This is a genomic window from Brevundimonas sp. TWP1-3, assembly GCF_049896085.1.
Lineage (GTDB): Bacteria > Pseudomonadota > Alphaproteobacteria > Caulobacterales > Caulobacteraceae > Brevundimonas.
Map to the genome: position 1 here is coordinate 373,257 of NZ_JAFCTP010000002.1, position 14,880 is coordinate 388,136.

Annotated in this window: 12 protein-coding genes; 3 read left to right on the top strand and 9 right to left on the bottom strand. The window is 68.4% G+C overall.

Going from position 1 to position 14,880, the window contains the following annotated elements; translation table 11 throughout:
* Positions 1 to 2,589, bottom strand: a complete 2,589-nt coding sequence (clpB, locus tag ACP693_RS13770; protein ID WP_426020233.1) for an ATP-dependent chaperone ClpB — start codon at positions 2,587 to 2,589, stop codon at positions 1 to 3.
* A gap of 174 nt (positions 2,590 to 2,763) precedes the next feature.
* On the opposite strand from clpB, the gene ACP693_RS13775 reads away from it, so the two are divergent.
* Positions 2,764 to 3,408 (top strand): LysE family translocator, encoded by a 645-nt coding sequence (locus ACP693_RS13775; protein ID WP_426020234.1) that lies wholly within the window; start codon positions 2,764 to 2,766, stop codon positions 3,406 to 3,408.
* 31 nt (positions 3,409 to 3,439) lie between these two features.
* Here ACP693_RS13775 and ACP693_RS13780 read toward each other — a convergent pair whose 3' ends face one another.
* A complete protein-coding gene (locus ACP693_RS13780) occupies positions 3,440 to 5,707 on the bottom strand; it encodes a TonB-dependent receptor domain-containing protein (protein WP_426020236.1) in 2,268 nt (755 codons plus the stop codon).
* A 160-nt stretch (positions 5,708 to 5,867) separates the two neighbouring features.
* On the opposite strand from ACP693_RS13780, the gene ACP693_RS13785 reads away from it, so the two are divergent.
* Both ACP693_RS13785 and ACP693_RS13790 read left to right on the top strand, forming a co-directional pair.
* Positions 5,868 to 7,769 carry a BCCT family transporter gene (locus tag ACP693_RS13785; protein ID WP_426020238.1) on the top strand — a complete coding sequence of 634 codons (1,902 nt, stop codon included), beginning with the start codon at positions 5,868 to 5,870 and terminating at the stop codon, positions 7,767 to 7,769.
* Positions 7,770 to 7,999: 230 nt separating this feature from the next.
* Positions 8,000 to 9,640, top strand: coding sequence for a serine hydrolase (locus tag ACP693_RS13790; protein ID WP_426020240.1), 1,641 nt, complete (start codon positions 8,000 to 8,002; stop codon positions 9,638 to 9,640).
* A 4-nt stretch (positions 9,641 to 9,644) separates the two neighbouring features.
* Here ACP693_RS13790 and ACP693_RS13795 read toward each other — a convergent pair whose 3' ends face one another.
* From ACP693_RS13795 to ACP693_RS13825, 7 genes are all read right to left on the bottom strand, one after another.
* Positions 9,645 to 10,364, bottom strand: a complete 720-nt coding sequence (locus ACP693_RS13795) for a DUF4893 domain-containing protein (protein WP_426020242.1) — start codon at positions 10,362 to 10,364, stop codon at positions 9,645 to 9,647.
* Between the two features lie 117 nt (positions 10,365 to 10,481).
* Positions 10,482 to 11,333: a ribokinase gene (locus tag ACP693_RS13800; protein ID WP_426020244.1), complete on the bottom strand. Its 852-nt coding sequence runs from the start codon at positions 11,331 to 11,333 to the stop codon at positions 10,482 to 10,484.
* Positions 11,330 to 12,268 (bottom strand): nucleoside hydrolase, encoded by a 939-nt coding sequence (locus ACP693_RS13805; RefSeq protein ID WP_426020246.1) that lies wholly within the window; start codon positions 12,266 to 12,268, stop codon positions 11,330 to 11,332. Before ACP693_RS13805 ends, ACP693_RS13800 begins: the two co-directional genes overlap by 4 nt.
* Positions 12,269 to 12,494: 226 nt before the next feature.
* On the bottom strand, positions 12,495 to 13,172 hold the full coding sequence (locus tag ACP693_RS13810; protein ID WP_426020248.1) for an aspartate/glutamate racemase family protein: 678 nt from the start codon (positions 13,170 to 13,172) through the stop codon (positions 12,495 to 12,497).
* Positions 13,173 to 13,252: 80 nt separating this feature from the next.
* Positions 13,253 to 14,002, bottom strand: a complete 750-nt coding sequence (locus ACP693_RS13815) for a hypothetical protein (RefSeq protein WP_426020250.1) — start codon at positions 14,000 to 14,002, stop codon at positions 13,253 to 13,255.
* 480 nt (positions 14,003 to 14,482) lie between these two features.
* Positions 14,483 to 14,623, bottom strand: a complete 141-nt coding sequence (locus ACP693_RS13820) for a hypothetical protein (RefSeq protein WP_425985537.1) — start codon at positions 14,621 to 14,623, stop codon at positions 14,483 to 14,485.
* Positions 14,624 to 14,633: 10 nt separating this feature from the next.
* Positions 14,634 to 14,879: a DUF3253 domain-containing protein gene (locus tag ACP693_RS13825; RefSeq protein ID WP_426020252.1), complete on the bottom strand. Its 246-nt coding sequence runs from the start codon at positions 14,877 to 14,879 to the stop codon at positions 14,634 to 14,636.
* Position 14,880 lies beyond the last annotated feature (1 nt).

Sequence of the window (14,880 nt, forward strand, 5' to 3'; positions counted from 1 at the left end):
CTAATGCACCCGCATCTTCCCGATCTCCAACCCGCCCTCGCCGGCCGTGACCGCAATCACCCCGCCGTCCTCGATCTCGCCGGCCAGCAGTTTCCGCGCAATCGGATCGACCAGATCCTTCTGGATCACCCGCTTCAACGGCCGCGCCCCATACGCCGGGTCGTAGCCGCGGTCGGCGAGCCAGGCCAGGGCGCTGTCGTCGAGGTCCAGCGACAGTCGGCGGTCGGCCAGCAGTTTTTCGAACCGTGACAGCTGGATCCGCACGATGCCGCCCATCTGGTCGCGGCCCAGGCGGTGGAACAGGATGATCTCGTCGATCCGGTTCAGGAACTCGGGCCGGAAGTGGGCGCGGACGGCGTCCATGACGAAGGGGCGGACGGCCTCGACATCGTCGCCCTCGCCCTGTTCGGCTAAATACTGGCTGCCCAGGTTGGAGGTCATGATGATCAGGGTGTTGCGGAAGTCGATGGTGCGGCCCTGGCCGTCGGTCAGGCGGCCGTCGTCGAGCACTTGTAGAAGCACGTTGAAGACGTCGGGGTGGGCCTTTTCGACCTCGTCGAACAGGACGACCTGATAGGGGCGGCGACGCACAGCCTCGGTCAGGGCCCCGCCCTCGTCATAGCCGACATAGCCGGGCGGGGCGCCGATCAGGCGGCTGACGCTGTGCTTCTCCATATATTCGGACATGTCGAGCCGGGTGATGGCCGCCTCGTCGTCGAACAGGAACTCGGCTAACGCCTTGGTCAGTTCGGTCTTGCCCACGCCGGTCGGGCCCAGGAACAGGAAACTGCCCAGCGGACGATTGGGGTCGTTCAGGCCGGCGCGGGCGCGGCGCACGGCGTCGGACACGGCGGCCAGGGCCTCGTCCTGACCGACGACGCGGCCGCCCAGGGCGGTCTCCATCTGGAGCAGTTTTTCGCGCTCGCCCTCCAGCATCTTGTCGACGGGGACGCCGGTCCAGCGGCTGACGACGGCGGCGATCTGTTCGGCGTCGACAACCTCGGGCGTCAGCGGCCCCTTGCCGGAGGTTTCGTTGGCCTCGGCCTCTTCGAGCTGTTTTTCGATCTGGGGGATCTGGCCGTAGGCGATTTCGGACGCGCGGCCGAGGTCCCCGGCGCGCTGGGCGTTGGCCAGTTCGAGGCGCAGGCGGTCCAGGGTTTCACGCAGCTGCGCGCCCTGGCCGACCTTGTCCTTTTCGGCCTTCCACTGGGTGGTCAGGTCGTCGGACTGGCCTTCCAGATCCGCGATCTCGTCGTCCAGCTTTTCCAGCCGGGCCTTCGACGCCTGGTCGGTCTCCTTCTTCAGGGCCTCGCGTTCGATCTTCAGCTGGACCAGGCGGCGGTCGATCTCGTCCAGGGCTTCGGGCTTGGAATCCACGGCCATGCGCACCCGGCTGGCGGCCTCGTCGATCAGGTCGATGGCCTTGTCCGGCAGGAAGCGGTCGGTGATGTAGCGGTTCGACAGGGTCGCGGCGGCGACGATGGCGCTGTCCGAGATGCGGACCCCGTGGTGGACCTCGTACTTCTCCTTCAGGCCGCGCAGGATGGAGACCGTGTCCTCGACCGTCGGTTCAGCGACGAAGACCGGCTGGAAGCGCCGGGCAAGCGCCGCGTCCTTCTCGACGTGCTTGCGGTATTCATCCAGCGTGGTGGCGCCGACGCAGTGGAGTTCGCCGCGCGCCAGGGCCGGCTTCAGCAGGTTGGAGGCGTCCATGGCGCCGTCGCCTTTGCCGGCGCCGACCAGGGTGTGCATCTCGTCGATGAACAGGATGATGCCGCCCTCGGCCGCCGTGACCTCGGACAGGACGGCCTTCAGCCGCTCCTCGAACTCGCCCCGGTATTTGGCGCCGGCGATCAGGCTGCCCATGTCCAGCGCCATGACGGTCTTGTCGCGCAAGCTCTCGGGCACGTCGCCGTTGACGATGCGCAGGGCCAGGCCCTCGACGATGGCGGTCTTGCCGACGCCCGGTTCGCCGATCAGGACGGGGTTGTTCTTGGTCCGGCGTGCCAGCACCTGGATGGTGCGGCGGATCTCTTCGTCGCGGCCGATGACCGGGTCGATCTTGCCGTCGCGGGCGGCCAGGGTCAGGTCGCGGGCATAGCGTTTCAGCGCGTCATAGCCGTCCTCGGCGCCGGCGCTGTCGGCGGTCTTGCCCTTGCGCACCTCGGCGATGGCGGCGTCCAGCTTGTCGGCGCTGGCGCCCGAGGATTTCAGCACCTCGGCGGCGACCCCGCCCTCCTTGGCGAGCGCCGCCAGCAGGCGTTCGGTGGTGACGAAGGCGTCGCCGGCGGTCTTGGAGGCCTCCTCGGCGGCGGCGAAGACGCGGGCGGTGTCGCCGTCCAGATAGAGCTGGCCTGAGCCGCCCGAGACCTGGGCGCGCTTCTTCAGGGCGGTCTCGATGTCAGCCTCGGCGCGTTTGGCGTCGCCGCCGGCGGCGGTGATCAGATTGCGGGCCAGGCCGTCGCGCTCCTCCAGCAGCACCTTGAGCAGATGCTCGGGCGCGAACTGCTGGTGACGGCGGGCGAGCGCCAGCGACTGGGCCGACTGGACGGCCTGTTTGGCGCGGTCGGAATAGAGTTCGAGATTCATGGTCTTCAGTCCCCTCGTGAGGCGGATAGGTTTCGGCTCGCCCTCTGCGGAGCAGCGCGCCGTTGAGATCGAGGTGGGTGTGACGATCGGGTCACACAAGGGGTCGGCGCGGCCCACATCGGGACTGTCCGTGGCGCCGTCTGCGGCCTAGGCTTCGCTGAACAGGAGCGCACCGTGATCGCCCATTCCGCCTGGCCCGTCGATCCGGCCGTCATCGGCCCCTTTCTGATCGCCGTAGCCCTGATCGAGCTGACGCCGGGGCCGAACATGGGCTGGCTGGCGCTGGTCGCCCTGGCGCGCGGGCGGCTGGCCGGTTTCGCCGCCGTGGCGGGGGTGACGGCAGGTCTGGCGGTTTGGATGCTGGCGGCCGCCTATGGGCTGACGGAGGTCTTCGCCGTCTGGCCGCCGCTGTATCAGGGCCTGCGCTGGGCGGGCGTGCTGTTCCTGTTGTGGCTGGCGTGGGAGGCCTGGCGCGAGCCGGGTGCAGACGCAGAGCCGACGCCGGACGTGCGCTCGCTTCGCGGACTGTTCCTGCGGGGCATGATGGGCAATCTGCTCAACCCCAAGGCGGCCGTCTTCTATGTGGCCCTGTTGCCGACCTTCATGCGGCCGGACCACGGCGCGCCGCTGACCCAGGCCCTGACGCTGGGCGGGCTGCATCTGGCGGTGGCCGTCGTGGTCCACAGCCTGATCGTGATGGGCGCGGCGCGCGCGGCCGGCGCCGTGCTGCCGCGTGTCAAAGGTCCGGGCATACGGGCCGTCATGGCCGCCGGTCTCGTGGTCGTCGCCGTTTGGCTGGCCTGGGAGACGCGGACCTGAGCCCACGTCTCCGAAACCGGTCGTCCCCGTATCAGCCGCCGGTCGTCGGGCCCTGGAAGTCGAACTGTTCGGGACGACGCTGGCCGCCGCCGAAGTTCCAGGTCAGGCCGATATAGGCCGCCCGGCCGCCGAAGCTCTGGTTCGAACGGTCGCGGAAGGTCGGGGTCGTCAAAGTGGTTGTAGAGCCGAAGTCGTCGAACACATCACGCACCGTCATCTGCATCGACCAGGCGTCGTTCAGCTTGCGGCGATAGCCCAGGTTGACCAGGGTCGACTGCTCGCGCACGCCCTGGGCCAGCAGCTGGTCGCCGCTCCAGATGCCGGAGACCTGGACGAAGTCCTTGGGCGTCGGTTGCCAGTTCACCGACAGGCGGCCAGAGACCGCGTCGCCCGAGCGATCCTGGGCGCCGACGATGCCGGCGGCGTCGATCTCCTGACGATAGACGTTCAGACTGGCGTTGTAGCGCAGGGTCGGCAGCAGCGGGCCGTTGGCGACCAGTTCCAGCCCGGTCGAGGTGCTGGCGCCCAGGTTCTCGGGCCGGGTCAGGAAAATCCCGGCGCCCAGGTCGCGGGTCGTCTGGCTGAAGGCCTTGTTGGTGTCGCGGTAATAGAGGGTGGCCTGATAGAAGGTCTGCTGGACCCGGCGCTGCCAGTTCAGCTCGTACGAGTCCGTCTCCTGCGGCTGCAGGTCCGGGTTGCCGGAACGATAGTTCTGCGGATCGCCATAGGTCAGGAAGGGGTTCAGATCGGCCGGGCCCGGACGCTGGATGCGGCGGCTGTAGCTGGCGCGCACAGTGTCCTTGTCGTTCAGCTTGTAGGACAGGTGGCCGGTCGGATAGGCGCGGAAATAGTCCTGGGACGTCTTCACGCCGCTAGTGACCTGATCCAGGTCCAGGTTCGCCTGTTCCAGACGCAGGCCGAACTGGGCCGACAGCTTCTCGCTGAACGGCTTCTCGTAGGTGACGTAGAGGGCGTGGACGACCTGATCGACGTCGAAGCGGTTGGACACCAGCGGGTCGGGGGTCAGGGCCGCTTGGGAAGGGCCGCGTTCGACGCCGTTGTCCAGCTCCAGCAGCGTGGCCTGCAGCTCATAGCCGAGGCGCAGCTTGCCGCCGTCCGACAGGGGCCGGACATAGGCGCTGGTGACGCCCCACTGGTCCTGTTCGTTCTTGTTGGCGGTGTTTTCGAGGAAGTTCGCCGCCGCCGGGATCTGTTGATCGACGAAGCTGTCGGAGGTGAAGTTGAAGCTGTTGCGGTCGAAGCGGACCTCGTTGGTCCATTCGTGGCCCTGGTCGTCGAAGCGCCGCAGCATCCGCGCCGTCGCGCCCGAGAACTGGCCCTTGAAGCGACCGTCGCCGGCGCGGCGATAGGCCGAGCCGATGCCGCCGGCCGCATTGTCGGCCTCGTACAGGGTGACGCCGTCGCCGCCCGCATCGACCTCTGTGTGGCGCAGTTCGCCGACCAGCTGGGTCTTTGCGTCCAGATTGTATTCGGCGGACAGGCGGACGTAGGCGCTGTCGGACGCGCCGTCGATATCCTGGCTCTGGCGCGACTCCAGGAAGCGGCCCGAGCCCGTGTCCAGCCGTTCGCGCACGCGGCTTGTCTCCGACAGATAGCCGTCGTGGCGCAGGCCGACGTCGGCCGTCAGGGTCGTCTTGCCGTTCACATGGGCGACGCTGCCGCCGATGTTGTAGCGGCCGCCGTCGCCGACATTGGCGCGGATCGAGCCGGTGGTCGTCTGTGTCGGCCGCACAGTCGTCGGCTTGGAGATCAGGTTGATGACCCCGCCCGATCCTTCGGGGCTGTAGGCCGCCGACGGATTGGTCATGACCTCGATGCGAGCGTATTGGGCGGCCGGAATCTGCTGGATCATCTGGCCGCGGCTGGGGCCGTTGAACTGGGTCGCCGGGCGGCCGTCGATCAGGATGGTGACGTTGGCATCGCCGCGCAGGCTGACGTTGCCGTCGGGATCGACCTCGACCGAGGGAATGTTGCGCAGGGCGTCGGCAAGGGTGCCCGTCGTGGCCTGAAGATCGTTGGCCAGGCTGTAGCTGGTGGAATCGATGGAGGTCCGCACATCGTTGGCGCGCGCGTTCACGACCACGTCGCCGACGCTGGCGGGCTGCTGCTGGGCCGGTTCGGCCGCCTGGGCGCGGGGTGCGGGCGTTTGAGGGGGCGGCGTCTGGGCCGGGGCCGGGGCCGGGGTCGTCGGCTGGGCCGGCGCCTGTTGCGCCAGGGCGGCGCCGGGCAGCACGGCCGCAGCCACGCCCAGCATGAGAACGAGTTTGGAGGAGGTCATGCCCCGGAAATCCTGAAAGTGCGCCCAGGCGTCCGCGACGCCCTTCGATAAACGCTGCCTAACGACGCTACTTTGAAAAGCAAAGTTACATCTTCTTCATGCGCACGGCGGGTCGGCAGCCACGCATGGAACCGCCAGCTTCGCCATACGCTTTGACCCGATGCTGACTACAAAGATGAACCCGCGCGTCTTCTGGGGCGCGAGCGCCATCATCGCGATGCTGCTGCTTGTCGCCACCCTCGCTCCCGGACAGTCCGACCGTGTGTTCCAGAGCGTCCAGGCCTGGGTCATCGACACCTTCGGCTGGCTCTACATCGCATCGGTGGCGGGGTTCGTGGGCCTGGTGCTGGTGCTGGCCATCGGGCCGACGGGCGCGCTGAAACTGGGGCCGGACGACGCCGAGCCCGACTTCCCCTACCTGTCCTGGCTGGCCATGCTGTTCGCCGCCGGCATGGGGATCGGCCTGATGTATTTCGGGGTCGCCGAGCCGATCCAGCACTACATCAACCCGCCCTCGGGCGAGGGCGGCACCTTCACCGCCGCGCGCGAGGCGATGGGCATCACCTTCTTCCATTATGGGGCGCACGCCTGGGCCATCTATGCGCTGGTCGGGCTTAGCCTGGCCTATTTCGCGCACCGAAAGGGCCTGCCGCTGACCCTGCGGTCGGGGCTGTCGCCGCTGCTGGGCAAGCGGATCAACGGCCCGATCGGCGACGCCGTCGACATCTTCGCCATCTGGGGCACGGCCTTCGGCATCGCCACCTCGCTGGGCTTCGGCGTGTCGCAGATGAACAGCGGCCTGACCTATCTGCTGGGCATCCCCAATACGCCGTGGGTTCAGGTGGGGCTGATCGTCGTGGTCATGGCGGCGGCGACCGCCTCGGTGATGAGCGGCGTCGGCAAGGGGGTGCGACGCCTGTCCGAGCTGAACCTGATCCTGGCCGTGCTGCTGATGCTGTTCGTGCTGGTGGTCGGGCCGACCAACTTCCTGTTCAAGGCGCTGGTCCAGAACTTCGGCCTGTATCTGGACCATTTCTTCGAACGGACCTTCACCCTCTACGCCTATGAGCCCCGCGCCTGGATGGCGGACTGGACCCTGTTCTACTGGGCCTGGTGGATCGCCTGGTCGCCGTTCGTGGGGATGTTCATCGCCCGGATCTCGCGCGGGCGCACGGTGCGCGAGTTCCTGTTGAACGTGCTGCTGGTGCCGGCCGGCTTCACCTTCCTGTGGATGACGGTCTTCGGCAATACGGCCATCAGCCTGGACATGGGTCAGGCGGCGGGGGCGATTTCCAACTCCGTCTCGACCGACCTGTCGACCGCCCTGTTCTACTTCCTGGAACAGTTGCCCGGCGCGGCCTTCACCTCGACCCTGGCGATCCTGCTGGTGGCGGTCTTCTTCGTCACCTCGGCCGATTCCGGCGCCCTGGTGATCGACACCATCGCCTCGGGCGGAGCCGACGAGACGCCGCGCTGGCAGAGGGTCTACTGGTGTCTTCTGCTGGGCCTGATCGCCGCGACGCTGCTGCTGGCGGGCGGGCTGGGCGCGCTTCAGGCCGCCACCCTGGCCGCCGCCCTGCCCTTCGTTCTGATCATGATCCTGCTGTCGATCGGCCTGGTGCGCCAGATGAACGCCGACCTGGCGGGGCGCAACGTCGAGACCGAGGGCCCGCCCCTGGCCGAGCGGCTGAAGCGCATCCTGGCGCCCGCCAGCCGCGCCGACATCGTCAAGGAGATCGACCGTCACGGCATGCCCGCGCTGGAGACGGTGCGCGCCGCCCTGGAGGCCGAAGAGCCGGACGCCGAGATCGGCACGGACGAGGCCGCCGCCTGGCTGACGTTGCGGCACGGCGAACGGACCTTCGTCTATCGCATCGGCGCGCGATCACGCCCGCGACCGACCATGACCGCGCGCGAAACCTCCCAAGGCCGCCGCCTGCTGGAGTGGCGACTGATGGCCCAGACCGGCGACGGCGCCCGCCCGCACGACATCACCGGCTTCACCCAGGACCAGATCGTCGCCGACGTGCTGGAGCAACTTCAGCGGTGGCGACTGGGGTAAGCAGAACGCGCTGCCAAACCCAAGGCGGCGACCCACACATCCGTCATCCTGGGGCTTGTCCCCAGGATCCAGACTCCCGGTTTTTCCACGCAGAGGCGCCTGCTCGACGACCGGGAATCTGGATCCTCGCCACAAGGGCGAGGATGACGGTTTCAAAATGGGTGGACGCCTTAAAGGTTGGCCGAGGCGACCGGGGGCGCTAGCGTCCGGCGTCTTCGCTGGAGTTCGCCATGTCCCTTCGCCTGTCGCGCCGTTCCCTGTTCGCTTCCGGAGGCGCGGCGGCGCTGGCGGCCCAGCCGGTCTTCGCCCAAACCGCGCCCGCGAACGACGATGCCTCGCTGGCTCAGGCGGTGGACGCCTATGTGGCGAAATGCATGGCGGCCTGGCCGGATCAGCCCGCGCTGGGCGTGGCGGTGGTCAAGGACGGGACGACCGTCCTGGCGCGCGGATACGGCGTCAAGGTTCAGGGCCAGCTGGCCCGGGCCTACGAGCACACCCTGTTCGCCATCGCCTCCAACACCAAGAATGTCACCGCCGCCGCCCTGGCCATCCTGGTCGACGAGGGCAAGGTGAAGTGGGACGAACCCGTCAAAAACTACCTGCCCGGCTTCACCCTGTCGGACCCCTATATCGGCGAACACATCACGGTGCGCGATACGCTGAGCCACCGGGCCGGGTTCGGCCTGGGCGCCGGCGACCTGCTGTTCTGGCCCAATTCGGACCGCACCCGCGCCGAGGTGCTGGCCCAGGCCGCCTTCGTGCCGATCAAGGACGGGTTCAGGGCGCGCTACCACTACTGCAACCTGATGTTCGTGGTCGCGGGCGCGGTGCTGGAGACCGTGTCCGGCCTGAGCTGGGAAGACTTCATCCAGACCCGCATCCTGGACAAGGTCGGCATGACCGAGACCGTGCCGCTGGCGCGTCTGGCCGATCCGGCCAAGTCCGCCCTGCCCCACGGCCGGGTCGGGCCGCCGCTGCGTTACCAGGGGGCGATGACGCCGATCGCCAAGTCCATCGTCGAGGTCTGGAACTGGGACTCCGCCGCTGCGGCGGGCGGCATTTGCACCACCCCGACCGACTGGGCCAAATGGATCGCCGTGCGCCTGAACGACGGCAAGCTGGCGGACGGAACCCGGCTCTATTCCGAGGATGCGGCGCGCGAGATGGTTCGACCCAACATCATCGTCGGCTCCTCGCCCGGACCGACGGCCGAACTGCCCAACCGGGCCATCGCCTCGACCTACGCCATGGGGCTGCAGGTCCAGGACTATCGCGGCGAGCGGATCGCCAGCCACGGCGGCGGCTCGCCAGGCGGCATCTCGGCGACCGTGCTGATCCCCGGCCGCAAGACCGGCTTCAGCATCTTCTCGAATGCGGAGGAGAGCTTCCTGCTGCGCGCCCTGCGCTCTGGGATTTCGGACATCTGCATGGGCAAAGTCGACATCGACTGGATCGCGGATTCCAAGCGGCTGGAGACCGAGGGCAACGCCAAATCCATCGCCGCCGCCGCCGAGATCGACGCCAAACAGGCGGCCGGCGCCGCCCCGTCCATGCCGCTTGAATCCTACGCCGGAACCTGGCGCGACCCCTGGTACGGCGACATCGTCATCGCGCCCAAGACCGAGGGGCGCGGGCGCAATAAAAAGAGCGGACTGTGGCTGACCTTCACCCACACCCCGGCCCTGCAAGGCTGGCTGGAGCCGTATGACGGCGAGACCTTCCGCACCCGTTTCCCGGACAAGCGCGAGGAGGACGCCTTCGTCACCTTTGCCATCCTGACGGCCAAGCCGGCGACGGCGACGATGAAGGGCGTCAGCCCCGACATCGACTTCAGCTACGACTATCAGGATCTGAAGCTGACGCGGGTCTAGGCCGTCAGCGGGTGATCTCCAGCAGCTCCAGCTTGGCCTCCTGCTTGGGCCACGGCAGGACCAGACGCCAGCGGTTCTGGCCGACCCGCTCGATGACGCCGACCTGATCGCGCTCGGCCTTGTCGCCATAGGCGGGGAAGGTCTTTTCGTCCGCGCCCCAGGCCTGGGCGCCGACATAGACGGCGCGGCGGTCGGTGTCGGGATAGATCAGGCCGCGCGTGCGCTGCGACCCGCTCGTCTTGGTCAGGACCAGGTCGCCGCCCGGCGTCAGTTCGACCGAGCAGGCGAACCAGGGATATTCGATATAGGCCAGCCCCTGGCCCTCGACGCGGCGGCCCATCTTGATGGTGCGGCAGCGATAGGTTCCCGGCCCCGGCTGGATGCGGCCGGTCTGGGCCGCATTCGGATCGGCGAGCGGCCCCAGCGCCTCGACCTGACGGGCGAAGCCCCCGTCCTCGGCCTCGGCGCGACCCAGACGCCAGGCTTGGTCCAGCCGGCCAAGCAGGCTGGCGTCGGCCGGATTGACGAGCTGACGCCAGTCGTCGGTCCCGCCCTGAATTCCGCCCGACATCCCTGCGGCGGGGGCCGCTTGAGCCGGCACGCCTGCCGCCGTTTCGGTGACAGCGGGCGAGGTCTCGGCCGGGCTGGACGGGCTGTTGTCGCCGCAGGCCGCCAAGGCCGTCGTGGACATCAGGGCCAGAACGGCCAGAGGGCTGCGGCGCATGCGGGCGTCTCCATCGGTTGCGGACAACCCAACGGCCCAACCGCCGCCCGGTTCACCCTTCGATGGTCTTGCGCGGGTCCAGCATCAGGCCGGACACCGTCCCGGCGGGATAGCCCTTCATTGATGATGACCTAAAAGCGCCTCGACCTCTTCGCGCTCCGGCGCTGACGGCTGAGCCCCCGCGCGCGTCGCGGCGACGGCCCCGGCCGCACAGGCGAACTTCAACGCTTCGGCGGGGTCCATCCCTTCCAGCAACGCCACGACGATCGCCGCCACGAAGGCGTCGCCGGCGCCGGTCGCATCGACCGCCTCGACCACAGGCGGCGTCGCCCAGGCCATTTCGACGCCGCGCTGATACATGGCCGCGCCCTTGGCGCCCTTGGTCACCACCACCCGGCCGCCGCCCCGGTGCAGGCTGTCGCCATAGTAGGCGGCCTCGATCTCGTTGACGACGATCAGGTCGGCGCGGCGCAGCAGGGCCTCCGACACCGGCCCGGCGGGCGCCAGATTGGCGCAGACGAAGCCGGTCGACCGACCCACCGCCGCCTCCACCGTCGCGAGCGGCAGCTCCAGTTGAACGATCAACGCCCCCTCGATCCGCTGCGGCAGCTGTTCGGGCGTCACGAAATGATTGGCGCCCGCCGCCACCACGATCTGGTTCTCGCCGCTGGGATCGACCGCGATCAGGGCCACGCCCGTCGGCGCCGCCACGTCCGTCTCCACCCCCGACAGATCGACGCCCATGTCCGCCATCAGGGCCAGGGCCTCGCCCGACATGGCGTCGTCGCCGACCCGCCCGATCAGGCACACCTCGGCCCCCAGCTTCTCCGCCGCCAGCGCCTGGTTGGCGCCCTTGCCGCCGGGGTGGCGCGCAAGCGTCGCCCCCGTCACCGTCTCGCCCGGCGCCGGCAGACTGGGCGCCGTGGCGACCAGGTCCAGATTGATCGAGCCGACGACGGTGATCCTCATATCGCGCCTCTGAGCTTGCCGACGATCAGGTCGAACACCCCCTGCCCGTCCGCAGACACGGCCCAGCGATGCCGCGCCGTCGTCGGATCGACCCGGAACTCCACCGCCGTATGGCCGCGCGTCAGCTCCGACGTCGTCTCCACCTCGATCCGGCACGGCCGCGTCTCGAACAGTTCCGGCCTGATCAGCCAGGCGATGGTGCAGGGGTCGTGCAAGGGCGCGGAATCCCAACCGACGACCTCGCGCTCGACCCGCTGCGAGAACCGCAGCATCGACGCCGTCGCCCGCGCCGCCTCGCTGTCGATGGCCTCGATGGCGGTGATCCGGTCCTCGGTCGCGCGCACCTGATGGGTCGCATCCAGCCCCAGGGCGATAACCTCGCACCCCGATCCGAACACCACCGCCGCCGCATCCGGGTCGGCCCAGATGTTGAACTCGGCCGACGGCGTGATGTTGCCGCCCTCGGACCTCGCGCCGCCCATGATCACGACCGGCCCCAGCCAGTCGGCCAGCCGCCGCTCGCGCCGCATCGCCAGCGCCAGATTGGTCATCGGCCCCATGACGGCGACCGCCACCGAACCCTGAGGCCGGCTCATGACCAGATCGACGATGGCGTTGGCGGCCGGCCCGTCGCCGACGATGCCCGTCGGCTGGAACGGCTCCAGATCGCCCAGACCCTCGGGCCCGTGGAACGCGCCCGCCCCCGCCGGAGGCCGTTTCAGCGGCCGCTCGGCCCCGCCGTACACCGGCACGTCCTCGCGCCCGGCGATCTGGCGCACGATGCGCGCATTGCGCTGGGTCAGGGCGCCGGGAACATTGCCCCCCACGGTGGTGACCGCCAGCAGGTTCAACTCGGGCGCCGCAAAGGCCAGGAACAGCGCCACGGCGTCATCCACGCCGGGGTCGCAATCGATGATAAGGGACTGAATAGACACCCGCTTCGTTTGCCGCCCCAGAGGCCGGCTAGCAAGCCCCGTTCATACCCCTCTTTCGTCATTCTCCGGCGAGCGTAGCGAGACCGGGGAACCCAGCGGCACCGAAGGCGATGCTTCCGCCGCAGGATGCTGGGACATCTAATCCGCGACAGGTTCGCACTCTCGCGCGCCGCTGGGTTCCGGGTCTCCGCTACGCTGCGCCCGGAATGACGAAAGAAAACGACATCTAACCCACACACGCCCCCACGCACGCCCGCGCCAGCACCTCGGCAGAGTCCGTCAACGCAACCGGCGCATCCTCCGCCCGCAGCAGCAACGGAACCTCCGTACACCCCGCGATCAAGGCCTGCGCCCCCGCATCCGCCAACACGCCCGCCAACCGCAACATCCCCGCCCGCGCCGCCTCGCCCACATCCCCGCGCTTGACCCCATAGACCAGCCCCATGAAGGCCTCGCGATCCGCGCCGTCCAGCAGCACCGCCTCGACCCCGCGCGCCTCCAGCGCGTACCCGTACAGCCGCTCCCCGCCCGGCGTCGCCAGCACCCCGATCCGCTCCACACCCGACACGACGGCCGCATCCGCCGTCGCCGCGATCATGTCGATGAAGCTCAACCCCTGCGCCTCACACACCGCGCGTATCCCGCCCGCCTGGGCATGGGCCGTGTTGCACGGCATGGCCATCACCTGCGCCCCCGCCGCCGCCAGCCGCGCCGCCATTTGCCCCAGCACCGCCTCCGCCTCGCCCGGCCGGGTGTTCCGATCCGGCACCTGCGGGTTCAGATCCATCACCACCCTGATGTGATCCGCATCTCCCTGCGCCGGCGTCAGCGCCTGCACCCGCTCCAGAAACGCCACCGTCGCCGCCGGCCCCATGCCCCCGATGACGCCCAGGATCTTGGTCATGCCGCTACTCCAGAAAAAGCTTCGGTGTTTGGACGCAGCAAGACGACATCTCGCCTGGACGAAGTGCGCTCAGGGGAATGCTATCGAACGGGTTCGAACGGTTCGACCGACCACTCGGTGACGCGCCATTCTTGCCCGGCGATACGCCGCCAGACCTGACGATAGTCGGCGTATAGCGAGCCACTCTCTGGCTTGGCGGACTTGGACGCGTGCCCACTCACCTCCACCACCGTGGCCGACACACCATTGAAAGCAACCGGATGGAACCTCAGATCGCGCGATTCCTCCGACCTGGCGATCAGGAAATCCGTGGCTCCCCCTGCGTCGCGTCCGCCCGGGTTTGGCGGAACATCTTCACCGGCCCACCGCAGCCGGGTCCAAGGATTCACACCCGTGGCGCGAGCCCACTCCGCTCGCTTGCGGGCTACGGAGTCATCTTCCCCGACGCTCACGTCGCTGTGCGCCAGACCCATGACTTCGGCGGCGGCAACTTGGTCGCCGGTCAGCCGGAAGCAAAAATGAAGTCGTGTCACGCCTTCCGAAAGGAAGTCGCGAGAAATAGCCGCGCAACCGGGGAGCAGCCGCTCCGCCTGTTGGACTAGGAGGCGGGAAAAAAACAGTGTCCCACTGTCTTCGCAACTGCTCGCCGCCCGCTGTCGATTGATTGCCGGGCTTCGCGAGTCGGTAGCCGGAACGCCGATTTCCGCGAACACCGCCCCACCATCCATGCAGCCGCCCTCCGAGCCGCTCCTTGGAACAACGGCTAAGTCGGCGATTTGGCCTGCAGCCTGAACTTGACGCCAGACGTCTAGGGGGACATCGGCGCGCATCGACCTGCCGCCGCCCGCCATTACCTCGACTGCCGGGTTCCGTCCCGGGCGGCGAACGAAGGCAATCGCTGGCCGTGCTCCGCCTCCCTCAAGGTAGAATGCACGATAGACTTCGACCCCTTGGGTCGTCTCCACCTCTAAAGGCTGGAGCCCCAATTCTTGCCGCAGCTCAGCCCGGCCCGTTTCCGTGCATACCTCGTTTCGCCGCGCGCCCGTGCAATGCGAAGTGGGCGTAGGCGTTGCGAGCAATTGGAGCGCCAGGGCGAGCATTACGGACATCAGCAACCTTATGGCGCAATTTGTCCATCACTTCATCCACCTGTCGCCAACTGCCGAAAGTCATCCCAAGCGGCGCCTCTCGTCGTGTGGCATCATGACCGCCGAATCCGCCGATTTCGTCTCTGTTCGCTATGGGTCGGTTTGCGAAGTGGGCGCCTGGCCCAAAAGCGAACCCCACGCCTCGGCATCTTTTGATGGAGCTCATTGGCGATCCTTCCGCCGCCGGGCGCGGCGCCTCTCGACAAGGACAGTGACGACCACGACGACCAGACCGGACACGAGCAACAGCACGCCGAACCCCGTGTAGTAGGACAGAAACTGAAGCCAATCGGTTCTGGTCATACTGTCTCTCCTATCCGCCGCGCCCGATCCGATACGGCCCCGCCCGCGTCGTCAGCCTTCGCCCCTTCCAGCTCAGGCGCACCAGCCCGTCGCTCACCATCTGATCGACCGCCGCGTGAACCTCAGGCATCGTCTCCCGCCATTCCCCCGCCGAACCAGCCGCCGCCCGCGCCACCTCGCTGGGACAGACGGTCGCGTCCTCCGCACGGGCGGCCAACAACGCCAAGGTCGCCTCGCGCGCATCCACCGGGCTCACC